At 71.7% G+C, this 22,435-nt stretch carries 20 protein-coding genes, 1 pseudogene and 1 riboswitch; of the genes and pseudogenes, 10 read left to right on the top strand and 11 right to left on the bottom strand.

Translation table 11 applies throughout. The annotated features are described in order from the left end of the window. The first annotated feature begins 19 nt into the window (after positions 1–19). The gene (locus CP969_RS27190; RefSeq protein WP_016824475.1) at positions 20–724 is read left to right on the top strand and encodes a glycerophosphodiester phosphodiesterase; all 705 of its coding nucleotides are present in this window, start codon (positions 20–22) and stop codon (positions 722–724) included. A 53-nt stretch (positions 725–777) separates the two neighbouring features. Continuing rightward, positions 778–1,607: pseudogene (locus CP969_RS27185) on the top strand (IS5 family transposase). Between the two features lie 122 nt (positions 1,608–1,729). Here CP969_RS27185 and CP969_RS27180 read toward each other — a convergent pair. Further along, the gene (locus CP969_RS27180) at positions 1,730–3,169 is read right to left on the bottom strand and encodes a gamma-aminobutyraldehyde dehydrogenase (protein WP_004982852.1); all 1,440 of its coding nucleotides are present in this window, start codon (positions 3,167–3,169) and stop codon (positions 1,730–1,732) included. A 226-nt stretch (positions 3,170–3,395) separates the two neighbouring features. Here CP969_RS27180 and CP969_RS27175 point away from each other — a divergent pair, with 226 nt between their 5' ends. The 6 genes from CP969_RS27175 to CP969_RS27150 all read left to right on the top strand — a co-directional run bounded on the left by CP969_RS27175 (position 3,396) and on the right by CP969_RS27150 (position 9,120). Continuing rightward, on the top strand, positions 3,396–3,914 hold the full coding sequence (locus CP969_RS27175; protein ID WP_016824478.1) for an Lrp/AsnC family transcriptional regulator: 519 nt from the start codon (positions 3,396–3,398) through the stop codon (positions 3,912–3,914). A gap of 2 nt (positions 3,915–3,916) precedes the next feature. Next, the gene (locus CP969_RS27170) at positions 3,917–5,290 is read left to right on the top strand and encodes an aspartate aminotransferase family protein (RefSeq protein ID WP_004982858.1); all 1,374 of its coding nucleotides are present in this window, start codon (positions 3,917–3,919) and stop codon (positions 5,288–5,290) included. A 218-nt stretch (positions 5,291–5,508) separates the two neighbouring features. Then, positions 5,509–6,258: an ABC transporter ATP-binding protein gene (locus CP969_RS27165; RefSeq protein WP_016824479.1), complete on the top strand. Its 750-nt coding sequence runs from the start codon at positions 5,509–5,511 to the stop codon at positions 6,256–6,258. Then, a complete protein-coding gene (locus CP969_RS27160) occupies positions 6,240–7,628 on the top strand; it encodes a hypothetical protein (protein WP_109540894.1) in 1,389 nt (462 codons plus the stop codon). Before CP969_RS27165 ends, CP969_RS27160 begins: the two co-directional genes overlap by 19 nt. 108 nt (positions 7,629–7,736) lie before the next feature. Beyond that, on the top strand, positions 7,737–8,144 hold the full coding sequence (locus CP969_RS27155) for a VOC family protein (RefSeq protein WP_016824480.1): 408 nt from the start codon (positions 7,737–7,739) through the stop codon (positions 8,142–8,144). A 274-nt stretch (positions 8,145–8,418) separates the two neighbouring features. Then, positions 8,419–9,120, top strand: coding sequence for an LAETG motif-containing sortase-dependent surface protein (locus CP969_RS27150; protein WP_016824481.1), 702 nt, complete (start codon positions 8,419–8,421; stop codon positions 9,118–9,120). A gap of 236 nt (positions 9,121–9,356) precedes the next feature. Here the strand turns inward: CP969_RS27150 and CP969_RS27145 are convergent, their stop codons facing one another. The 4 genes from CP969_RS27145 to rlmN form a co-directional block, all read right to left on the bottom strand. Beyond that, the gene (locus CP969_RS27145; protein WP_016824482.1) at positions 9,357–10,376 is read right to left on the bottom strand and encodes an ABC transporter ATP-binding protein; all 1,020 of its coding nucleotides are present in this window, start codon (positions 10,374–10,376) and stop codon (positions 9,357–9,359) included. Beyond that, on the bottom strand, positions 10,377–12,068 hold the full coding sequence (locus CP969_RS27140; protein ID WP_026084847.1) for an ABC transporter permease: 1,692 nt from the start codon (positions 12,066–12,068) through the stop codon (positions 10,377–10,379). After that, on the bottom strand, positions 12,044–13,126 hold the full coding sequence (locus tag CP969_RS27135) for a thiamine ABC transporter substrate-binding protein (protein ID WP_016824483.1): 1,083 nt from the start codon (positions 13,124–13,126) through the stop codon (positions 12,044–12,046). Before CP969_RS27135 ends, CP969_RS27140 begins: the two co-directional genes overlap by 25 nt. Positions 13,127–13,205: 79 nt before the next feature. Next, positions 13,206–13,311: riboswitch (TPP riboswitch) on the bottom strand. Between the two features lie 53 nt (positions 13,312–13,364). Further along, positions 13,365–14,471, bottom strand: coding sequence for a dual-specificity RNA methyltransferase RlmN (rlmN, locus tag CP969_RS27130; protein ID WP_016824484.1), 1,107 nt, complete (start codon positions 14,469–14,471; stop codon positions 13,365–13,367). 246 nt (positions 14,472–14,717) lie between these two features. Here rlmN and CP969_RS27125 point away from each other — a divergent pair, with 246 nt between their 5' ends. Continuing rightward, a complete protein-coding gene (locus tag CP969_RS27125) occupies positions 14,718–15,980 on the top strand; it encodes a PP2C family protein-serine/threonine phosphatase (RefSeq protein WP_223887109.1) in 1,263 nt (420 codons plus the stop codon). A gap of 88 nt (positions 15,981–16,068) precedes the next feature. On the opposite strand, the gene CP969_RS27120 is transcribed toward CP969_RS27125, so the two are convergent. The 5 genes from CP969_RS27120 to rpsB all read right to left on the bottom strand — a co-directional run bounded on the left by CP969_RS27120 (position 16,069) and on the right by rpsB (position 20,752). Next, positions 16,069–17,193 carry a phosphatidate cytidylyltransferase gene (locus CP969_RS27120; RefSeq protein WP_004982879.1) on the bottom strand — a complete coding sequence of 375 codons (1,125 nt, stop codon included), beginning with the start codon at positions 17,191–17,193 and terminating at the stop codon, positions 16,069–16,071. Next, on the bottom strand, positions 17,193–17,750 hold the full coding sequence (frr, locus tag CP969_RS27115; protein ID WP_004982880.1) for a ribosome recycling factor: 558 nt from the start codon (positions 17,748–17,750) through the stop codon (positions 17,193–17,195). The genes CP969_RS27120 and frr overlap by 1 nt, the downstream gene beginning before the upstream one ends. 132 nt (positions 17,751–17,882) lie before the next feature. Then, positions 17,883–18,641 carry a UMP kinase gene (gene pyrH, locus CP969_RS27110; protein WP_004982881.1) on the bottom strand — a complete coding sequence of 253 codons (759 nt, stop codon included), beginning with the start codon at positions 18,639–18,641 and terminating at the stop codon, positions 17,883–17,885. A gap of 190 nt (positions 18,642–18,831) precedes the next feature. Continuing rightward, positions 18,832–19,668, bottom strand: coding sequence for a translation elongation factor Ts (gene tsf, locus CP969_RS27105; protein WP_004982884.1), 837 nt, complete (start codon positions 19,666–19,668; stop codon positions 18,832–18,834). 187 nt (positions 19,669–19,855) lie between these two features. Continuing rightward, the gene (gene rpsB / locus CP969_RS27100) at positions 19,856–20,752 is read right to left on the bottom strand and encodes a 30S ribosomal protein S2 (protein WP_016824488.1); all 897 of its coding nucleotides are present in this window, start codon (positions 20,750–20,752) and stop codon (positions 19,856–19,858) included. Between the two features lie 281 nt (positions 20,753–21,033). Between rpsB and CP969_RS27095 the strand changes: the two genes are divergently transcribed. Further along, on the top strand, positions 21,034–21,657 hold the full coding sequence (locus CP969_RS27095; protein WP_051044393.1) for a murein hydrolase activator EnvC family protein: 624 nt from the start codon (positions 21,034–21,036) through the stop codon (positions 21,655–21,657). 175 nt (positions 21,658–21,832) lie between these two features. Here the strand turns inward: CP969_RS27095 and CP969_RS27090 are convergent, their stop codons facing one another. Continuing rightward, positions 21,833–22,390, bottom strand: coding sequence for a TetR/AcrR family transcriptional regulator (locus CP969_RS27090; protein WP_016824490.1), 558 nt, complete (start codon positions 22,388–22,390; stop codon positions 21,833–21,835). Positions 22,391–22,435: the final 45 nt, after the last annotated feature.

The raw sequence follows: 22,435 nt of genomic DNA, 5'->3' as shown, positions 1-22,435 counted from the left end.
CGCCCCGCGAAAGGCCGCCATGCCGAACGTGACCGCCGTGGCCCACCGCGGCGACCCGTACCGCGTCCGCGAGAACACGCTCGCCTCACTGCGTTCCGCGCTCCGGCGGGGCGCGGACGCGGTCGAGATCGACGTGCGCCTCACCCGCGACGGCGTACCGGTGCTGCTGCACGACGAGACGCTCCTGCGCCTGTGGGAACACGACCGCCCGCTGCCGTCCCTGTCGTGGGACGAGGTCCGCGACGTCACCGGCGGCGGGGTGCCCGCCCTCTCCGACGCGCTGGCGGCGACGGACGGCAGCCGGGTGATGATCGACCTGCCCGGCACGCCGGACGTCCGTGCCGCGCACCGGATCGTGGACGTGGTGCGCGCCTGCGGCGCACAGGAGCGGGTCTCCTACTGCGCGGACGCCCCCGCCATGCTCGCCGTCCGCGCGGCGGACCCGTCCGCCGAGATCGCCCTCACCCGGACCACGCTGGCCCCGCCGCGCGCCGGCCTCCTGGAGGTGATCCGCCCCCGCTGGCTGAACTACCGCTTCAGCCTGGTGGACCGGGCCCTCGCCGACCGCGTCCACCGCGGCGGCCACCTGCTCTCCGTCTGGACCCCGGACACCCGCCGCTCCATGCGCCGCCTGCTGGCCCTGGGCGCCGACTCGATCACGACCAACCGCATCGACGTCCTGTGCGCGCTGCGCGGCACCGGGGCCGGGCGCCAGGGTCGTTAGGGCCGCTAGGCGGTGTCTTCAAATGATCTTGAGTGGTGGATCATGGTCGGGTGATACGTCGCCATGAACTGTCGGATACCGAGTGGGAGTTCGTCCGGCCATTGCTGCCCGCCTCGTTGCGGGGCAGGAAGCGGCTGGACGACCGCACGGTCCTCAACGGGATCGTGTGGAAGTTCCGCACCGGAACCGCCTGGCGGGACGTGCCCGAGCGGTACGGCCCGTGGGCCACGCTGCACACCCGTTTTCGCCGGTGGGCCCTGGACGGCACCTTCGAGCGGATGCTCCGGGCCGCCCAGGCGCAGGCGGACGCGGCCGGGGACATCGACTGGCTGGTGTCGGTCGACTCCACCGTTGTCCGCGCCCACCAGCACGCCGCCGGCGCCCGAAAAGGGGGATCCACAACCCCGCCCTCGGACGCTCCCGAGGCGGCCTGACCAGCAAAATCCACCTCGCCTGCGATGCCCTGGGGCGCCCGCTCGCCTTCACCGTCACCGGCGGCAACACCAACGACTGCACCCAGTTCACCGCCGTGATGGAGGCGATCCGGGTGCCCCGCCTCGGACCGGGACGGCCCCGCGTCCGGCCCGATCACGTGCTCGGCGACAAGGGCTACAGCTCCAAGGCGATCCGGGCCTGGCTCAGGCGACGGGGCATCGGCCACACCATCCCGGAGCGGGCCGACCAGATCCGCAACCGGCTCCGCCGCGGCCGCCGCGGCGGGCGGCCGCCGGCCTTCGACAGGCAGCTCTACAAACGGCGCAACGTGGTCGAACGCTGCTTTAGCCGCCTGAAGCAGTGGCGCGGCATCGCCACCCGCTACGACAAGACCGCCGAGTCCTACCAAGCAGCCGTCACCCTCGCATCGCTCCTGATGTGGGCGTGACATTTGAAGACACCGCCTAGGGCCGCGGGGAACCGCCCGGAAGGCCGCGGACGGCCCGCGGCCTTCCGGGCGGCCGGACTTCCCGGACGGTGCCCGGGTATCCGGCCGCCCGGCGGGGGCGCCTACGCGTCCAGCGACGTCATCACGTGCTTGATGCGCGTGTAGTCGTCGAAGCCGTACGCCGAGAGGTCCTTGCCGTAGCCGGACTTCTTGAAGCCGCCGTGCGGCATCTCCGCGACCAGCGGGATGTGGGTGTTGATCCACACGCAGCCGAAGTCGAGCTTCTTGGACATGCGCATCGCGCGGGAGTGGTCCTTGGTCCACACCGACGAGGCCAGGGCGTACTCGACCCCGTTGGCGTACTCCACGGCCTGGTCCTCGTCGGTGAAGGACTGGACGGTGATGACCGGGCCGAAGACCTCCTTCTGGATGATCTCGTCGTCCTGCCGCAGACCCGAGACCACGGTCGGCGCGTAGAAGAAGCCCTGCTCGCCGACGCGCTTGCCGCCGGCCTCCACGCGCGCGTGCGCGGGCAGCCGCTCGATGAAGCCCTCCACCTGCTGGAGCTGGCGGGGGTTGTTGAGCGGGCCGAAGAGGACGTCCTCGTCGTCGGGCATGCCGGTCTTGGTGTCGGCGGCGGCCTTGGCGAGCGCCGAGACGAACTCGTCGTGGATCGACTCGTGGACGAGGACGCGCGTGGCGGCCGTGCAGTCCTGGCCGGCGTTGAAGAAGCCCGCGACGGAGATGTCCTCGACGGCCTTGGCGATGTCGGTGTCCTCGAAGACCACGACCGGGGCCTTGCCGCCGAGTTCCAGGTGGACGCGCTTGAGGTCCTTGGACGCGGACTCGGCGACCTGCATGCCGGCGCGCACCGAGCCGGTGATGGACGCCATCGCCGGGGTCTCGTGCTCCACCATCATCCGGCCGGTCTCGCGGTCGCCGCAGATGACGTTGAAGACGCCCTTGGGCAGGATCGAGCCGAGGATCTCGGCGAGCAGGACGGTGGAGGCCGGGGTGGTGTCCGAGGGCTTCAGGACGACCGTGTTGCCCGCGGCGATCGCCGGGGCGAACTTCCACACGGCCATCATCATCGGGTAGTTCCACGGAGCGACCTGGGCGCAGACACCGATCGGCTCGCGGCGCACGATGGAGGTCAGGCCCTCCATGTACTCGCCGGCCGAGCGGCCCTCGAGCATCCGTGCCGCGCCCGCGAAGAAGCGGATCTGGTCCACCATCGGCGGGATCTCCTCGGTGCGGGTCAGCCCGACGGGCTTGCCCGTGTTCTCCACCTCGGCCGCGATGAGTTCCTCGGCCCGCTCCTCGAAGGCGTCCGCGATCCTCAGCAGGGCCTTCTGCCGCTCGGCCGGGGTGGTGTCGCGCCAGCCGGGGAAGGCCTCGGCGGCGGCCGCCATCGCGGCGTCCACGTCCGCCTGGCCGGACAGCGGAGCGGTCGCGTAGGCCTCGCCGGTCGCGGGGTTGACCACCTCGGTGGTCCGTCCGTCGGCGGCGTCCCGGAACTCCCCGCCGATGTAGTTGCGCAGACGACGCAGCTCGGTGCTCACTGCAGGCCCTCCTGGTGTTCCTTGTGGGTGTCCGAGTGTCGATGAGGTGAGGTGTCGATGAGGTCTCGAGAGGGGCCGGAAGTGTCCAGCCTCTGAGACACCCACCCTAGACCGAGCCCTGACGTTTTCAACACCCCCACCCGCCCCGCCCCTGCGAAATCCGCAAACTCGCACCCCGATAACAACGAATTTCATTGAATGAGCCTTGCGAAACTGTCGATACGTCGTGCACAGTGGCCCCGTGGCCAGTCGAAGCGCAGACCCGAAGGACCCCCGCGAGTCCAAGAACGGCGGTGGTCCCCACCTGGACGCCGTCTCCCTCGCCATCATCGAGCAGCTCCAGGAGGACGGCCGCCGCCCGTACGCCGCCATCGGCAAGGCCGTGGGCCTGTCGGAGGCGGCCGTGCGCCAGCGCGTCCAGAAGCTGCTGGAGCAGGGCGTGATGCAGATCGTCGCCGTCACGGACCCGCTCACCGTGGGCTTCAGACGCCAGGCGATGGTCGGGGTCAACGTCGAGGGCGACGTGGAGTCCGCGGCCGACGCGCTGAGCGCCATGGACGAGTGCGAGTACGTGGTGATGACCGCGGGCTCCTTCGACCTGATGGTCGAGATCGTCTGCGAGGACGACGACCACCTTCTGGAGGTCATCAACAGACGCATCCGGGCCGTGCCCGGCGTGCGCTCCACCGAGAGTTTCGTCTACCTCAAGCTCAAGAAGCAGACCTACATGTGGGGAACCCGATAACCGTGAGCAGCGACAGCCCCAACGACCTCAGCAAGTCCGCGTACGACCACCTGTGGATGCACTTCACCCGCATGTCCTCGTACGAGAACTCCCCCGTCCCCACCATCGTCCGGGGCGAGGGCACCCACATCTACGACGACAAGGGCAAGCGCTACCTCGACGGTCTCGCCGGCCTGTTCGTGGTGCAGGCGGGTCACGGCCGTACGGAGCTCGCCGAGACCGCCTCCAAGCAGGCGCAGGAACTGGCCTTCTTCCCGGTGTGGTCCTACGCCCACCCCAAGGCCGTGGAGCTCGCGGAGCGGCTCGCGCACGAGGCGCCGGGCGACCTCAACAAGGTCTTCTTCACCACCGGCGGCGGCGAGGCGGTGGAGACCGCCTGGAAGCTCGCCAAGCAGTACTTCAAGCTGGTGGGCAAGCCGACCAAGTACAAGGTCATCTCCCGCGCGGTCGCCTACCACGGCACCCCCCAGGGCGCCCTGTCCATCACCGGACTGCCGGGTCTGAAGGCCCCGTTCGAGCCCCTCGTCCCGGGCGCGCACAAGGTGCCCAACACCAACATCTACCGGGCGCCGATCCACGGGGACGACCCCGAGGCGTTCGGCCGCTGGGCCGCCGACCAGATCGAGCAGCAGATCCTCTTCGAGGGCCCCGACACGGTCGCCGCGGTCTTCCTGGAGCCGGTGCAGAACGCCGGCGGCTGCTTCCCGCCCCCGCCCGGCTACTTCCAGCGGGTGCGCGAGATCTGCGACCAGTACGACGTGCTGCTCGTCTCCGACGAGGTCATCTGCGCCTTCGGCCGGCTCGGCACGACGTTCGCCTGCGACAAGTTCGGCTACGTCCCGGACATGATCACCTGTGCCAAGGGCATGACCTCGGGCTACTCCCCCATAGGCGCGTGCATCGTCTCCGACCGGCTCGCCGAGCCGTTCTACCGGGGCGACAACACCTTCCTGCACGGCTACACCTTCGGCGGCCACCCGGTGTCGGCCGCGGTGGGCCTCGCCAACCTCGACCTGTTCGAGCGCGAGGGCCTGAACCGGCACGTGCTGGACAACGAGGGCGCCTTCCGCGCCACCCTGGAGAAGCTGCACGACCTGCCGATCGTCGGCGACGTCCGCGGCAACGGCTTCTTCTACGGCATCGAACTGGTCAAGGACAAGGACACCAAGGAGTCCTTCGACGCGGAGGAGACCGAGCGGGTCCTGTACGGCTTCCTGTCGAAGAAGCTGTTCGAGAACGGCCTGTACTGCCGTGCCGACGACCGCGGCGACCCGGTCGTCCAGCTCGCCCCGCCGCTGATCTCCGACCAGGGGACCTTCGACGAGATCGAGCAGATCCTGCGCGCGACGCTGTCGGAGGCGTGGACGAAGCTGTGAGCCGCCGACGGCTGTGATCTTCCGTTGGGATGATCATTCACGGCCCCGGTGCCGCCCGTTCGAGTGAGAAACGGCGGCCCGGGGCCGCGTGCTGTCCGGCCCGTCGCCGTGGCCTGCCTAGCGTTCCTGTGACCGATCGGCCCTGCCTTCGTTCCCCCGGACGGGGGACTTAGCCCGAACCACGCACGGCATTTCCGATCCGAACCGAGGTGTACGCCATGGTGGCCCCACCGGACAACGACGTGCTCTGGACCCGTGCCCTGCACTTCCGGCACGACGACGGCTCACCCGGACTGAGCGGGGTCTCGCTCGGTGTCCGGGAGGGCGAGATCCTCGCCGTCAGCGGCCCGCGAGGCAGCGGAAAAACGACACTGCTGCGCTGCCTGTCGGGACTGGTGCCCGTCCGCAGCGGCGAGGTCTGGTTCAACAGCGTGCCCGTGCACACCATGGGCCCCGTCGCCCGGGAGCGGCTGCGCCGGGAGCGCTTCGGCTGGATCGACCCCGACCCGGTGCTCATCCCCGAACTGAACGTCTGGGAGAACGCCGCCCTGCCACTGATGATGCGCGGCACCGGACGGCGCCGGGCCAAGACGGCCGCCATGGAGTGGCTGGAACGCCTCGACATCGGCGACAAGGCCCGCAGGCGCCCGGACGAACTGGTGCAGGCGGAGCGGCAGCGGGTGTGCATCGCCCGCGCCCTCGCCCCGGCGCCCTCGGTGGTGTTCGCCGACGAGCCGACCGCCCCGCTGCACCGTGCCGACCACCGGCACGTCCTGCGCACGCTCACCGCGGCGGCCCGTTCGCACGGCATCACGGTGGTCCTCGCGACCGCCGCCCCGGACACCGCGGCCGTCGCCGACCGCACGGTGTCGCTGCTCGACGGACGGCGCGTGCGCACCGTGCACCTGCCCCCGGTCCCCGGGAGCGCCGAGGCGGAAGGCCGGGCGGCGTGCTCGCTCTCCGTCTGACCCGAAGCGCCCACCCCGCCGTCCAGCTGCGCCGTCTGCTGGTCGCGGCCGCGTCGGCGGGCACGGGCTTCCTGCTGCTGTGCGCCCTCGGCCACGCGCTGGGCCACTCCGGCGCGCCGTCCGCCTCGGCGCTCCGGCTGGCCTGGTGCGCAGCCCCGATGGCGGCCACCGTGCACCTCGCGGTCGCGGTGGCCCGCACCGACCCGGGCACCCGGCCCCGGCCCGGGCTGTCGGCGGTCGGCCTGGGCCCGGCCCGTCTGATGGCGATCTCCGCGACGACCACGGCCCTGTCGTGTGCGCTGGGTTCGCTGCTCGCCCTGCTGGTCTTCCTGTTCCTGCGCGGCGGTCTCACCGGCGTGCCCTCCGGCGGTGCCGCGGCGGACTTCCTCGCCGCGGACCGGCCGCTGCCGTTCCCGGCGACCCTGACGCTGCTGGCCCTGGTGCCGCTGAGCGCGTCGGCGGCCGTGGCGGTGACGCTGCGTCCGCGCGAACCGGCGCCGGGCGCGTCCCGCGGCGCGCGGGCGTACGGACGGTTCGGCGCGGCCCGGCGCCCGGCGGGGCCGGAGACCTTCGGGGCGTACGGACGGTTCGGCAGGCAGCTGGGAGCGGCGGCGCGCGGGCGGCGGACGGCCCGCGCACCGCAGGAGGAGAAGCGGGGGGCCGTCCCCGACACCCCCGAGGCGGTCCCCGGCGTTCCCGAAGCGGTCTCCGGCGTTCCCGAAGCGGTCCCGGGCGCCGCCGAGGCGGTCCCGGGGGGCACCGGTGTCCCGCCCGCCCCCGCCCGCTCGGTGCTGTCCGGTCTCCCCTGGGGCATCTCCGTGCTGGCCGTGGGACTGGCCGTGGAGGCCTTCGCGAGCCGTACGGGCTCCGACGGCGCCCCCGTCGACCGGCCCGGCGCGCTGGTCGGGCTGGCCCTGACCGCCGTCGGCCTCGCCCTGGCCGGCCCCGGTCTCACCCATCTGTGCGGGCTGCTGCTCCAGGCGGTCCGGCCGGGTGCCCTGCGCCTGCTGGCCGGGCGGATCCTGATGACGGAGGCCGCCCGCATCGGCCGCCCGCTGGGGGTGGTCTGCGCGGTGCTGTCGGCCGCCGGCGCCATGGCCTCGCTGAGCGGGTCCGACGGGCCGTCGGTCGGTCCGCTCACCACGCTCGGGGTGCTGCTGGTGGCCGGCTGCACGACGGCGACCCTGCTGACGGCCGCCGTCGAGGCCAAGCACGCCCGCGCCGACACCACGGCCGCGCTGCTGCGCCTCGGGGCACCGCTCACCACACTGCGCAAGGCCGCCGCGCTCCGCGCCGGCGCCCTCCTGGCGCTGTTCGGGCCGCTGACCCTGGCCGTGGCCGAACTGTCGGCGTGGCCGCTGGCCCGCTGAGGCCCGTGCGGAAAATTCCTCGAACGGGTTCTCCGCGCACCGATGAGTTCCGCGCCGCCCCCGGGTCCACCCCCCGAACAGCACGGAACCGATGGGAGAGACCCCGCCATGTACCAGCAGATGATCTTCGTGAACCTGGCCGTCAACGACCTCGAGGCGTCGAAGAAGTTCTTCACGGAGCTCGGCTACTCGATCAACCCGCAGTTCAGCGACGAGACCGCCGCGTCGGTCGTGATCAGTGACACGATCTTCGCGATGCTGCTCACCCGTCAGAAGTACGCGGACTTCACGAAGAAGGAGATCGTGGACGCCACGAAGAGCAGCGAAGTGCTGCTGGCCCTGAGCGCCGAGAGCCGCGAGAAGGTCGACGAGCTGGTGGAGAAGGCCGTCGCGGCGGGCGGCTCGGTCACCGGCGAGACCCAGGACCACGGCTTCATGTACGGCCGCGCCTTCGACGACCTCGACGGCCACACCTGGGAGGTCGTGTGGATGGACCCGACCGCCGTGGAGGGATGAGAGACGGGCGGGCCCGGCGGGGGCGGGCACGGACGGGTCCCGCCCTCCCCCCGTCGGGGGCGAGGAGCGCTTCCCCGACGGAGGTGAGGACCGCCCTGACGACGTTGAAACATCCGGTTGCTTAATAAGAAGGCAAAACCGGAGCCTGCTGCGGGCACATGCGTTGACACTCCTTACGCGGCGCTTATACACCTGGGAGCTTCCCGGGAGTGGTGATGCTCCGTCAGCACTCCCTCAACCCCCCGCATTTGCGCATCCCCCGCAAAGGACAAACGTGGCAGTTCTGTCCGTACCCCGCCGCACCGTCGCGCGCAGCGTACGCGCCCTCGGTGTCGTCTCCGCATCGGCCGCGCTCGCGCTCAGCACCGCCGGCAGCGCGGCGGCGTGCACCATCGACGAGTTCTCGGCCCGGGCCGAGTGCGTGGGTGACAAGGGCGTCATCACCGTCACCGACGTGGACCCGGCCGGCATCCCCGCCACCGTCAGCGTGTTCCTCGAGAACAACGGCGCCGACGTGAAGAAGGTCGGCGAACAGGTGGTCAAGGGCTCCCCCGAGGGCACCACCATCACCTTCGAGGAGGACTGGGAGCCGAACGCCGAGTACCGCATCCACGTCAAGGCCGTGCCCCACGTGGACGAGGACATCAAGCCGAACCTGGTCACCCCGGCCACGGCGTGCGAGAAGGGCGAGGAGAAGCCCCCGGCCTCGAAGCCCGTGCCGACCCCGTCGGACGCCGCCCCGTCCCCGGCCGAGGAGGCCGGCTCGCCGACCCCGTCGGCCTCGGGGAGCGGCAGCACCGCTCCGGCGGACACGACGAACAACGTGCCCTCCCCGGCCGGTGAGTCGAACCTCGCCGAAACCGGTGCCAATTCCCACACCGGTCTGATCGTCGGCATCGCGGCCGCGCTGGTCGCGGTCGGCGGCGGCGCGGTCTTCCTCGGCATGCGCCGCCGAGGGGCGAAGAGCGAGGACTGACGCCTCACGGACGCGATGCGATGGCCCGTCCCCGAGGGGGGCGGGCCATCGTGCTGCGGGAACGGGCCGCCTCCCGGCGGTTCACCCGAGCGACCGGTCCGAGGGGGCGGGCGCGGTGCCGTCCGGAGCGGCGCCCGGGGTCACCCCGGCCCCCGACCGGCCCGCCCGAGGGGCGGTGCCGTCGCGGTGGTGGTCATGCGCGAGGGGCTCCGTGCCGCTCGCCCGGGCGGGAGCACTCATCCGAGCACGGCGATCTCGTCGGCGTCGAACTCCACCCCGACCTCGTCCCCGACCTCCGGCGCCGACCTGAGTGCGCAGGCCGCCTCCAGCCCGGGCGCGCCCTCGGGCTGGAGGCGGACGGCGACATGGGTGCCCCGGAAGGTCCGCGCGGCCACGGTGCAGCGCAGGCCCGTGTCGGCCGGGACCAGGCGGACACCGGCGGGCCGGACGAGGAGCGTCCGCGTCCCCTGCGGGGCGTCCCGGGGCACGGGGACCTTGCCCCAGGGAGTCACGGCGACCGCGTCGCCCACCGTCGCCTCGACCACGTTCTCGAAACCGAGGAAGCGGGCCACGAAGGCGTCGGCCGGCCGCTGCCACACCTGAAGGGGCGTACCGGACTGGGCGATCCGCCCGTCCCGCATCACCACCACCCGGTCGGCCAGCGCGAACGCCTCCCCCTGGTCGTGGGTCACGGCGAGCACGGTGGTGCCCAGCCGGCCGAACAACTCACGCAGTTCGACGACAAGCCGTTCCCTGAGCGAGCGGTCCAGCTGCCCGAGCGGCTCGTCGAGCATCAGCAACCGGGGGCTGGGCGCGAGGGCGCGGGCCAGCGCCACGCGCTGCTGCTCCCCACCGGACAACGCGGCGACGGCCCGCCCGGCCGCTCCGGGCAGCCCGACGAGCTCCAGCAGCTCCGCCACCCGCTCGGCCTGTTCGCTGCGCGACGCCCCGCGCGTCCGCAGCCCGAAGGCTACGTTGCCGCCGACGTCCCGCTGCGGGAACAGCTGGTGGTCCTGGAACATCAGCCCGACCCCGCGCCGGTGCGCGGGCACGTCCGTCCGGTCGCGGCCGTCGAGCACGACCCGCCCGGAGTCGAGGGGCTGCAGCCCGGCCACCGCCCGCAGCAGCGTCGACTTGCCGCTGCCGCTGGGTCCGAGCACGCACACGATCTCGTGCTCGGCGACCTCCAGGTCGACGGCGTCCAGTACGGGCCGTCCGCCGAAGCGGACGGTCGCGGCCCGAAGGCTCAACAGCATCTAAAACTCCCCGGTCCGGTCGGTCCGCAGCCGCTCCAGCACCAGCAGCGCCACCGCGCACACGATCATCAGAATCGTCGACAGGGCCATCGCCTGGCCGTAGTTGAGGTCGCCGGGCCGTCCCAGCAGCCGGGCCACGGCCACCGGCAGCGTCGGGTTCTCGGGCCGCGCGATGAACACCGTCGCCCCGAACTCGCCCAGCGACACCGCGAAGGCGAACCCGGCGGCGATCAGCAGCGCCCGCCGCACCATCGGCAGGTCCACCTCCCGCCACGCCCGCCACGGCGACGCCCCGAGCACGGCCGCCGCCTCCCGCAGCCGGACGTCCACGGCCCGCAGCACGGGCAGCATCGTCCGGACCACGAACGGGACGCCGACCAGTGCCTGTGCGAGCGGCACCAGGATCCAGGAGGCCCGCAGATCCAGCGGCGGCTCGTCGAGGGCGATCAGGAACCCGAAGCCGACGGTCACCGCGGACACCCCGAGCGGCAGCATCAGCAGCGCGTCGAACCCGCGCACCAGCCGCCCCGCGTCCCGCCGGGTGAGCGCGACGGAGGCGAGGCCGCCGATCACCACGGCGATGGCGGTGGCGGCCACCGCGTACTGCAGCGAGTTGCCGACCGCCTCGATCGGCGGCACGAGGAACACTCCCCCGTCCTCGCGGGTCAGCGCCCGGTAGTAGCCGAGTCCGGCGCCCGCGAAGGACCGTTCCACCAGGACGGCGAGCGGCAGCAGGAGCAGCACGCCGACGGTGGCCACGACCCCGCCGAGCAGCGCCCACTGCCCGGCGCCGCGCGGCCGGCGCGCGGTCACCGAGGCGTCCACCAGCCGCAGCGCGGTCTCCCGCCGCCGCACCGTCCAGGCGTGCAGGGCGAGGATCGCGCCCACGGCGACGAACTGGATCATCGTCAGGACGGCGGCGGTGGACAGGTCGAAGATCTCGGAGGTCTGGCGGTAGATCTCCACCTCGAGGGTGGAGAAGGTGGGCCCGCCGAGGATCTGCACCACGCCGAAGGAGGTGAAGGTGAACAGGAAGACCATCAGCGCGGCGGCGGCCACGGCCGGCGCGAGCGCGGGCAGGGTGACGGTCCGCCAGGCCGCGAACCGCGAGGCGCCGAGCACCCGCGCGGCCTCCTCCTGCCGGGGGTCGAGCTGTGCCCACAGTCCCCCCACGGTCCGGACGACCACGGCGTAGTTGAAGAAGACGTGCGCGAGCAGGATCGCCCACACGGTGGTGTCCAGCCGCAGGCCCCACAGCTCGTCGAGGAGCCCGCCGCGTCCCACCAGCGCCATGAACGCCGTCCCGACGACCACCGTCGGCAGCACGAACGGGACGGTGACCACGGCCCGCAGCACCTGCTTGCCGGGGAAGTCGAAGCGGGCGAAGACGTAGGCGCCGGGCAGGGCGATCAGCAGGGTGAGGGCGGTGGAGACCAGCGCCTGCCAGGTGGTGAACCACAGGACCTGCCGGACGTCGGACTGCGCCAGGACCTCCCCGACCCGCCCGAGCTGCCAGGTCCCCTCGGCCTTGAGGCCGCGCGCGACGATCGCGGCGACGGGGTAGGCGAAGAAGACGGCGAAGAACGCGACGGGCACGGCCATGAGACCGAGCCGCGCCGCGTTCCCCCGCCACCCGGCCGCGGTGCGGCTCACCGGCGCGGCGCCGCTCACTTCAGTACGAGCGAGGTCCACGACTTGACCCACTGGTCACGGTGGTCGGCGATCTTCGCCGGGGCCATGGTCCGGGGGTCCTTCGCCTGCGGTCCGAACTCCGTGAACTCCGCGGGCACCCGGGCGTCCTCGCGCACCGGGTAGACGAACATGTTGAGCGGCATGTCCTCCTGGAACCGCTGGCCGACCAGGAAGTCGAGCAGCGCCTTGCCGCCCTCGGGGTTCTTCGCGTTGCTCAGCAGCCCCGCGTACTCGACCTGGCGGAAGCAGGTGTCCTCGGCCACACCGGTGGGCGCGGTGTCCGGCCTCGGGTCGGCGTAGATCACCTCGGCGGGCGGCGAGGAGGCGTAGGACACCACCAGCGGCCGGTCGGCCTTGGCCTTCTTGCCGCCGGCGGAGCCGCTGAACTCCTCGTTGTAGGCCTGCTCCCAGCCGTCGGCCACCTTCACGCCGTTGGCCTTGAGCTTCTTCCAGTAGTCCGTCCAGCCGTCGTCCCCGTACTCGGCGACGGTGCCGAGCAGGAAGCCGAGGCCGGGCGAGGAGGTGGAGGCGTTCTCGACGACGAGGAGGTTCTTGTACTCGGGCTCGGTCAGGTCGTCGAAGGTCCGCGGCGGGGTCAGCTTCCGCTCGGCGAACCACTCCTTGTCGTAGTTGACGCAGACGTCGCCGGTGTCGATGGGCGTGACCCGGTGCTCGCCCCCGTCGACGCGGTACTCGGGGAGGATGGAGTCGGCGTCCTTCACCTCGTACGACTGGAACAGCCCGTTGTCGAGGGCGCGGGACAGCAGGGTGTTGTCGACGCCGAAGAAGACGTCGCCCTGGGGGTTGTCCTTGGTCAGGATCGCCTTGTTCACGGCCTGCCCGGCGTCGCCGTCCTTAAGGACCTTGAGCTTGTAGCCGGACTCCTTCTCGAAGGCGGCGACGACCTCCTCGGACGCGGCCCACGAGTTGTGGCTGACGAGGGTCACGGTCTTCGACCCGCCGCCGCTCCGGTCGTCGCCGCCGGACGAACCGCAGGCGGTCACGGTGACCAGGCCCAGCCCGACGGCCAGGATCGTGACCTTCTTGGTGATGCTCACTGGATCCCTCCTGGGTGACCAGGAAGAGACGCGGCCCTGCCCGGGACCCCTCACAGGTGTCCCGGGCAGGGTGCAACAGCTCGAGTGGTGACCGATCTCCCTACCCAGAATGACCTGGGCCAGGTTCGGAGGGTCTGCGGCCGGTGCCGCACTCTCAGCGCTGTGGCGCTCCCCTGTCGGAATATGAAGATGTGCTTGTCTGATTCTCGACTATGAAGTTGTGCTGACGCCGGCCAGGCTACCGCTCGCTCGCGGCAAGCTGACCACAGGCCCCGTCGATCTCCTGGCCGCGGGTGTCCCGGATCGTCACCGGCACGCCGTGGGCGGCGATCGCCTCCACGAACGCCTTCTCGTCCTCGGGCCGGGAGGCGGTCCACCGGGAACCGGGCGTCGGGTTGAGCGGGATGAGGTTGACGTGCACGGGCCGGCCCTTGAGCAGCCGGCCGAGCCGGTCGCCGCGCCAGGCCTGGTCGTTGATGTCCCGGATGAGCGCGTACTCGATGGACAGCCGCCGCCCGGACCTGGCCGCGTAGGCGAACCCGGCGTCGAGCACCTCGCGCACCTTCCACCGCGTGTTCACGGGGACGAGGGTGTCGCGCAGCTCGTCGTCGGGGGCGTGCAGCGAGATGGCGAGGCGGCACTTGAAGCCCTCGTCGGAGAACCGGTGGATGGCCGGGACGAGGCCGACCGTGGACACCGTGATCCCGCGCTGCGACAGCCCGAGCCCGTCCGGCTCGGGATCGGTGAGGCGGCGGATGGCCCCCACGACCCGGTTGTAGTTGGCGAGCGGCTCACCCATGCCCATGAACACGATGTTGCTCAGCCGCGTCGGCCCTCCCGGCACCTCGCCGTCCCTCAGGGCGCGCATGCCGTCCACGATCTGGTGCACGATCTCCGCGGTGGACAGGTTCCGGTCGAGTCCGGCTTGCCCGGTGGCGCAGAACGGGCAGTTCATGCCGCAGCCCGCCTGGGAGCTGATGCACATCGTCACCCGGTCCGGGTAGCGCATCAGCACGGACTCGACGAGCGTGCCGTCGAACAGCTTCCACAGCGTCTTGCGGGTGGTGCCCTGGTCGGTCGACAGGTGCCGGACGACCGTCATCAGCTCGGGAAGCAGCGCCTCCCGCAGCCGGGCCCGGGAGCCGGCCGGGATGTCGGTCCACTGCTCCGGGTCGTGCGCGTACCGCGCGAAGTAGTGCTGCGAGAGCTGCTTGGCGCGGAACGGCTTCTCACCGGCCGCTGCGACCGCCTCCTTGCGCTCGGCGGGCGTGAGGTCGGCGAGGTGCCGCGGCGGCTTCTTGGCTCCGCGCGGCGCGACGAAAGTGAGTTCTCCGGGCTTAGGCATGGCCCTACCAGTGTCGCAGACGTGCAGAGTGATCATCTCCGCGCCGGATCGGTCCGCCGCCGCTCCCCGTCCCCGGTCCGGCCGTGCTCCCCGTCCCGCACACCGCAGGAAGGCACCTGCCGACATAATTCATAATTGCTGGAACAAGGGACGAAACGCACCGGTGGAGCGGAGCCCGTGGTCCGCTCCCCGAGCGTGAGGAACGCGCTGAGCCGTGCAGGAGTGCCGGCGCTGGAGGTGGTCGGAGTGCGGACTGTCGTCGACAGACTGGCCGCTTCCGATATCTGGCGTCGCCCCGCGGTCCGGGTGCTGGCCTTCTGTCTCCTGCCGCTGCTCCTGCTGCTGGTGGACGCGGTGACCGGACCGAAGGTGCGCCTGAGCCCCCTGATGGTCGCGGGCCCGGCCTTCGCCGCGATCTTCTGCGTCCCCCGCTGCGTCCTGGCGGTGCTCGCCGTGACCCTCCCGTGCTCGGTCGCGGCCTCCGCGGTGAACCAGCACCTGGACACCGTCAACTTCCCGGTCCAGTTCGGCAGCACGGTGCTGATCGGCGCGGCCTCCGTGGCGGCCAGCGCGATCCGGGTGCGCGGGGAGCGCCGGCTGGCCGCGTCCCGCTGGGTGGCCGAGGTCACCCAACGAGTGCTGCTCCACCCGCTGCCGCGCCGGTCCGGCCCCTTCGACGTGGCCTCGCTGTACCTGGCGGCGGACGAGGAGGCCGCCGTCGGCGGTGACCTCTACGGTGTCGCCCGGTGCGGGCGCAACACTCGGGTGCTGGTCGGGGACGTCCAGGGCAAGGGGCTGGCCTCGCTGGAGATGGTCAGCTGTGTGCTGAACAGCTTCCGGCGGTCGACGCGGCACGGTCTCCCGCTGGACGAGATGGTCGGCGAGATCGAGGCGGCGTTCCGCGAGGAGGTCCAGGAGCAGACCGCCGCGACGGACCCGGGGGTCCGTCCGGCCGGTCAACTCGCGACCGAGTCGTTCGTCACCGGGGTGGCGGCCGACCTGTCCGACGACGGCCGCATCCGTCTGGTGAACCTGGGCCACCCGGCCCCGCTGCTGCTGCACGGGGGCACGGTCACGGCCCTCGAACCGACCGTTCCGGCCCCACCGGTGGGTCTGGCGGACCTGAACGCCGACGGACTCGTCGTGGACACGGCCGACATCCCGCCCGGGGCCACGCTGCTGCTGTACACCGACGGGGTGACCGAGGCCCGCGACACGTCGGGAGCCTTCTATCCGCTCGCCGAGCGGGTACGGCGCTGGACGGACACGGAACCCGAGGCGCTGCTGGCCGCCCTCCACGCCGACCTGCGGCGGTACGCGGGCGCCCGGATCGTGGACGACATCGCCATGGTGGCGCTGCGCCGTTCCCCCGTCCGCGCCCCGGCCGACGGCGTGTCGGCGGACGACCGTCGCGCCCGGCCCGCTCCACCGGAGTCCCCCCGTGCCGACGAGGGGCCCACTCCCTTCGACGCTCCGGCCCCGGTACCGCGGACACACCCGGCCGAATAGGCCCGGCGCACGAGCCGGAGCAGGCACGCGGAAGGGCCCGTCCCACCGGGACGGGCCCCTCTCACCACGGGTACGGCCGGGGAACGGGTCAGCCGGACCCGACGAAGAGGACGAGGAGCAGCCACACCACCGGTGCCGTCGGCAACAGGGAGTCCAGCCGGTCCATGATGCCGCCGTGGCCGGGCAGCAGCGTGCCCATGTCCTTGATGCCCAGGTCCCGCTTGATCATGGACTCGCCCAGGTCGCCGAGCGTGGCGCTGACCGCGACCGCGAGGCCGAGCAGCAGACCCTGCCACCACCTGCCGTCGTCGATCAGGAACTGCATGCACAGCGCGCCCGCCGCCATCGAGAAGGCGACCGCGCCCAGCAGCCCCTCGCGAGTCTTGCCGGGGCTGATGCGCGGGGCGAGCTTGTGCGTGCCGAAACGCCAGCCGACCGCGTACGCGCCCGTGTCGCTCACGACCGTCAGCAGCAGGAACGTCAGCACGCGCCAGGGCCCGTCGTCCGCCGTCAGCATCATCGCGACGAAGGTCGCCAGGAACGGCACGTAGAACGCCGCGAACAGACCCGCCGTGACGTCCCTGAGGTAGTTCTCGGGGGGCGCCGTCATACGCCACACCAGTACCGCCAGCGCGGTGAGCGCCATGGCGACCCACGCGCCCTCGGCTCCCCGGGCGTACCCGGAGACGACCATGGCCGCGCCGCCGAGCGCGAGCGGCACCAGGGGTGCCCTGATGCCCTTGCACTCCTTCAGCCGCGTGGTCAGTTCCCACAGGCCCACCACGACCGCGACGGTGACCACGCCGACGAAGACGGCCTTGACGACGAACAGCGACGCGACGATCACCGCGCCGAGTCCGACGCCGACGCCTATCGCGGCGCCCAGGTCGCGCCCCGCGCTCTTCTTCTGCGGGGCACGCGCCGGCTGCGGGACGTCGGGCATGGGCTCCGGATTCTGCGGCACCTCCCCCGGGTGGGGGCGGGCCCGCGTCGGCTCGTCTCGGAACGGAGGACCGCTCGACCGAGCGGCCCCCGGGTCCGCATCCTGGTCTCCGCCGTGTTCGGGTACGTCGGGCACGATGGGCATGGGGCGAGTCTGCTGTGCGTAGTGCGCATCGTACGCGGGACCCGCCGGGGCAGCTCCCCCGCCGGGCCCGTGGTCGGACGGCCCCCAGTACCCGGTCTGCGGCGTCCCCCAGGAAGAGTCGTTCATCAGACCTCGAGAAGCTCCGCTTCCTTGTGCTTCAGGAGCTCGTCCACCTGGGCGACGTACTTCGCGGTGGTGTCGTCGAGCTCCTTCTCCGCACGACGACCCTCGTCCTCGCCGACCTCGCCGTCCTTGATCAGCTTGTCGATGGCGTCCTTGGCCTTGCGGCGCACGGCGCGGATGGAGACCTTGGCGTCCTCACCCTTGGCCTTGGCCACCTTGATGAACTCGCGGCGGCGCTCCTCGGTCAGCTCGGGGAACACCACCCTGATGATGTTGCCGTCGTTGCTCGGATTGACGCCCAGGTCGGAGTCGCGGATCGCCTGCTCGATGTTGCGCAGCGCGCTCTTGTCGAACGGCGTCACCACGGCCATGCGCGGCTCGGGCACGGAGAACGAGGCCAGCTGGTTGATCGGCGTCAGCGCGCCGTAGTAGTCGGCCACGATCTTGTTGAACATCGCCGGGTGCGCACGACCGGTGCGAATCGCGGCGAAGTCCTCCTTGGCAACCACGACGGCCTTCTCCATTTTCTCCTCGGCCTCGAGGAGGGTCTCTTCGATCACCACTTGCTCCTGCGTGTCTTGAGTAGGCCCGGCTGCGGTTCCCCGTCGGGGTGGCGGCCGGCTGCTGCGTCGCGTCTTCTTCCTGCACGGTTCCCGACCGGCGGGACATTGTCCATCCCCCGGCCCGGGTCATCAGCCCTGGCTGACTTGGTCACCCACGAGCGTGCCGATCTTCTCACCCTTGACGGCGCGCGCGATGTTGCCCTCCGTCAGGAGCTCGAAGACGACGATGGGGAGCTTGTTGTCACGGCACAGCGTGATCGCCGTGGCGTCGGCGACCTTCAGGTCCCGGGTGATGACCTCGCCGTAGCCGAGATGGTCGAACTTCACCGCGTCGGGGTTGGCCTTCGGGTCGGAGTCGTACACCCCGTCCACGCCGTTCTTGCCCATCAGCAGGGCCTCGGCGTCGATCTCGAGGGCGCGCTGGGCCGCGGTGGTGTCGGTGGAGAAGTACGGCATGCCCATACCGGCGCCGAAGATGACCACACGGCCCTTCTCCAGGTGCCGCACGGCGCGCAGCGGGATGTAGGGCTCGGCGACCTGCCCCATGGTGATGGCGGTCTGCACCCGGCAGTCGACGCCCTCCTTCTCCAGGAAGTCCTGGAGGGCGAGGCAGTTCATCACGGTGCCGAGCATGCCCATGTAGTCCGAGCGGGCCCGGTCCATGCCGCGCATCTGGAGTTCCGCGCCGCGGAAGAAGTTGCCGCCGCCGATGACGATCGCGATCTGCGCGCCGTCCCGCACGACGGCCGCGATCTCGCGCGCGATGGCGTGCACCACGTCGGGATCGACGCCCAGGCCCCCGCCCCCGGAGAAGGCCTCTCCGGACAGCTTCAGCAGAAACCGGCCGCACACTTTGCCGTCGTCGCTCTTCTCAGCCTTGGTGGTCATCGGGGATCCCGCCTCTTTCACGTGTTGCACATACGAAGAAGGCCATTGCCGGTGGGGCGTGGTTCGCATCCCATACGGCAATGGCCTCCTCGTCAGATCTGCTGTCGCCCGACACCCGCGCGTACGTGACGGCGTACCGGTGCGACCGCTGCCGACCCTATCCGGGTCGCGCGCCCGTCGCGGTACGGACTCAGATGCCGACCTTGATGCGCGCGAAGCGCTTCAGGGTGACACCGGCCTCTTCCAGGACCTTCTGGACGGACTTCTTGTTGTCCAGCGCGTAGGGCTGGCCGAGCAGCGTGGCGTCCTTGAAGAAGCCGTTGAGGCGACCCTCGACGATCTTCGCCAGGGCGGCCTCGGGCTTGCCCTCGGCGCGGGTGGTCTCCTCGGCGATGCGGCGCTCGGACTCGATGACCTCGGCCGGCACGTCCTCCTTGGAGAGGTACTTCGGCGCGAAGGCGGCGATGTGCTGGGCGACGCCCTTGGCGACCTCGGCGTTCGGCTTGTCGAGCTCGACGAGGACACCGATCTGCGGGGGCAGGTCGGGCATCGTGCGGTGCATGTACGCCGCCACGTAACCGTCGGTGAACTGCGCGAAGCGGTCCAGGACGATCTTCTCGCCCAGGTTGGCGTTGGCCTCGTCCACGAACGCCTGGACGGTCTTGCCGGCCTCGATCTCGGAGGCGAGCAGGGCCTCGAGGTCGGCCGGGGAGGTCTTGGCGACGTGCTCGGCGATGGTGGTGGCCACGGACTGGAACTTCTCGCCCTTGGCGACGAAGTCCGTCTCGCACTTCAGCTCGACCAGGACGCCGGAGGAGTTGTCGTCGGCGATGACCGAGACCACCGCGCCGTTCTCGGCGGAGCGGCCCTCGCGCTTGGCGACGCCCTTCTGGCCCTTGATGCGAAGCGCCTCGACGGCCTTGTCGACGTTGCCCTCGGCCTCGTCCAGCGCCTTCTTGCAGTCCATCATGCCGGCGCCGGTGAGCTCCCGGAGCTTCTTGACGTCGGCGGCGGTGTAGTTCGCCATGAGTCTGTGAGTCTTTCTCGAAGTCTGGAGTTTCGAAGATCTGCGGATCGGGGCCCGCCCGGGGGCAGGTCTCCGACGCGCCGCCGACCTGCGGGCGGACGGCGGGAGCGATGGGGGTGCCTCCCCCGCCCTCGGGGCGAGGGGGACGAGGACACCGCTCCCGCCGTCATCGGCCCTGACGGGTCGGTCAGGCCTGCTCGGCCGGAGCCTGCTCGGCCGGGGCCTGCTCGGCCGGGGCCTCCGCGGCGGGAGCCTCGGCCGGCTTCTCGCCCTCGGCGGCGGCCGGAGCGGCGCCCTCGGAGTCCGCCTTCTTCTCGCCCTCGAGCAGGTCGCGCTCCCACTCGGCCAGCGGCTCGCCCGCGGCCTTCTCGCCCTTGCCCTCGGTGGCGACACCGGAGCGGGCGATGAGGCCCTCGGCGACGGCGTCGGCGATCACCCGGGTGAGCAGGGTGACGGAGCGGATGGCGTCGTCGTTGCCCGGGATCTTGTAGTCGACCTCGTCGGGGTCGCAGTTGGTGTCGAGGATGGCGACGACCGGGATGTTGAGCTTCCGGGCCTCGCCGACCGCGATGTGCTCCTTCTTGGTGTCCACGATCCAGACGGCGCTGGGCACCTTCTGCATCTCGCGGATACCGCCGAGGGTCTTCTCCAGCTTGGCCTTCTCGCGGGAGAGGACCAGGAGCTCCTTCTTGGTCAGACCGGAGGACGCGACGTCCTCGAAGTCGATCTGCTCGAGCTCCTTCAGGCGCTGCAGGCGCTTGTAGACGGTCGAGAAGTTGGTGAGCATGCCGCCCAGCCAGCGCTGGTTGACGTAGGGCATGCCGACGCGGGTGGCCTGCTCGGCGATGGCCTCCTGCGCCTGCTTCTTCGTGCCGACGAACATGACCGTGCCGCCGTGGGCGACGGTCTCCTTGACGAACTCGTAGGCGCGGTCGATGTACGACAGCGACTGGAGCAGGTCGATGATGTAGATGCCGTTGCGCTCGGTGAAGATGAAGCGCTTCATCTTCGGGTTCCAGCGACGGGTCTGGTGACCGAAGTGGACGCCGCTCTCCAGCAGCTCCCGCATCGTGACGACGGCCATGGCCGTATCTCCTTGAATTTCTCGGTTGTGCCGCGGAGACCGGCCGGCCTCCGCGCCTGACGCCCGCGACGCGCCGTTGCCACGAAGGACCGAGGGGCGCTGACATCGGGATCCGGCCGTGACCGGTCTCGGTGTCGGGGCGTGCGAAGTCGACCCGGTGGCCCGGGTCGCCACCAGAAGTGTACGGGACCGGCGGGGTGCCGGGTGACGCCGTTGTCCACAACCGGCGGCCGATCCACAGGTCCCGGCCATGATCACGGTTCTTCCGGAACGCTTCCCGCATGCGAGTGAGGCGATGTCCGAGAGCGTGTGCGCGAGCGGCCCCGTGGGTGGCCCTGATCCTGTCGGTGCTGACGGTGCTGTCGGCACCGGCGCCGTGGTGGCCGGCGCCGGGCACGGACACCGGCACGGGGAACGCGGTGCCGGCGGGCGGGGACTGCGGGACTCCGGCCGTGGGACGGGCGTGGCCCGTGGGAGCGCGGCCGCGGGTGCTGCGCGGCTGGGAGCCGCCGGTCACGGTGTACGGGCGGGGGCACCGGGGCGTGGACCTGGCGGCGGCGCCGGGGGCGCCGGTACGGGCGGTGGCGGCGGGCCGGATCTCGTTCGCGGGCCGGGTCGCCGGGAGGGGCGTCGTCTCGGTGGAACTGGCCGGTACGGGTGATCCCCCGTTGCGCACGACCTACGAACCCGTCCGGGCGTCGGTGGACGAGGGCGACGAGGTGGCGGCCGGCGAGGTGGTCGGCGCGGTGGAGCCCACGGGCTCGCACTGCTCGGCCCCGTGCGTGCACTGGGGCCTCCTGAGGGGCGACGCCTACCTGGACCCGCTCACCCTGCTGCCCCCGTGGCTGCTGCACAGGGGCCCGCCGAGACTGCTGCCGGTGCTCGGGGTCCCGGTGCCCCGGTGACGGGGGCCGGCCCCTCCGCGCCGGGCCGGCGCCGGGGAGCGGCCGTCGCCTCGGTGACCCGGCGTCTCGAAAGCGGCCGCCGGAGGAGTGGCCACGGCCGGATCCTCCGCCGCCGGAAGGACACCGCCGAAAGGCACCGCGAAGGCGTGCCGGGCCGGGCCGCGCGCTCCGTCCGTCAGCCCCGCACTCCCCTCAGCACCATGGAGACCGCCGCCTCGGTGATCGCGTCCGGGTGTTCCGCCGCGCCCAGTTCGATGCGGCGCACCGCGGCGTCGACCACGCCCTGGAGCAGCATCGCCGCGAGCCGGGGCTGGTCGTGGCCCAGGTCGCCCAGGGCTTCGACGATCATCGCGATGAGTCCGCCGTGCGCCGCGCGGATCTTCTCCCGGGCACCCGCGTCGAGTTCGCTGGCGGAGATCGCCACCACGGCCCGGTGCCGCCGGTCCCCGACCAGTTCCAGCTGCTTGCGGACGTACGCCCCGATCTTCGCCTCGGCTCCGTCGGCGAGGGCCATCGCCGCCTCGACCTCCGCCGCCCAGACCGGGAAGTCGACCTCGCACAGCTCCTCGACGACGGCCGCTCGCGAGCGGAAGTATTCGTACACGGACGAGCGCGCGAGGCCCGTCCGCTCGGCGAGGGCCGGGAAGGTCAACGCCTCCGTCCCGCCCTCGGACAGCAGGGAGCGTGCCGCGTCCAGCAGGGCGGCTCGTTGCATCGACCGGTGCTCGGCCACGGAGGCCGCTCGAATCCTTGGCACGTCGTCCACTTTACGGACGCC

The organism is Streptomyces viridosporus T7A (assembly GCF_008704515.1).
GTDB lineage: Bacteria > Actinomycetota > Actinomycetes > Streptomycetales > Streptomycetaceae > Streptomyces > Streptomyces viridosporus.
This window is presented reverse-complemented; position numbering and strand designations above follow the sequence as displayed.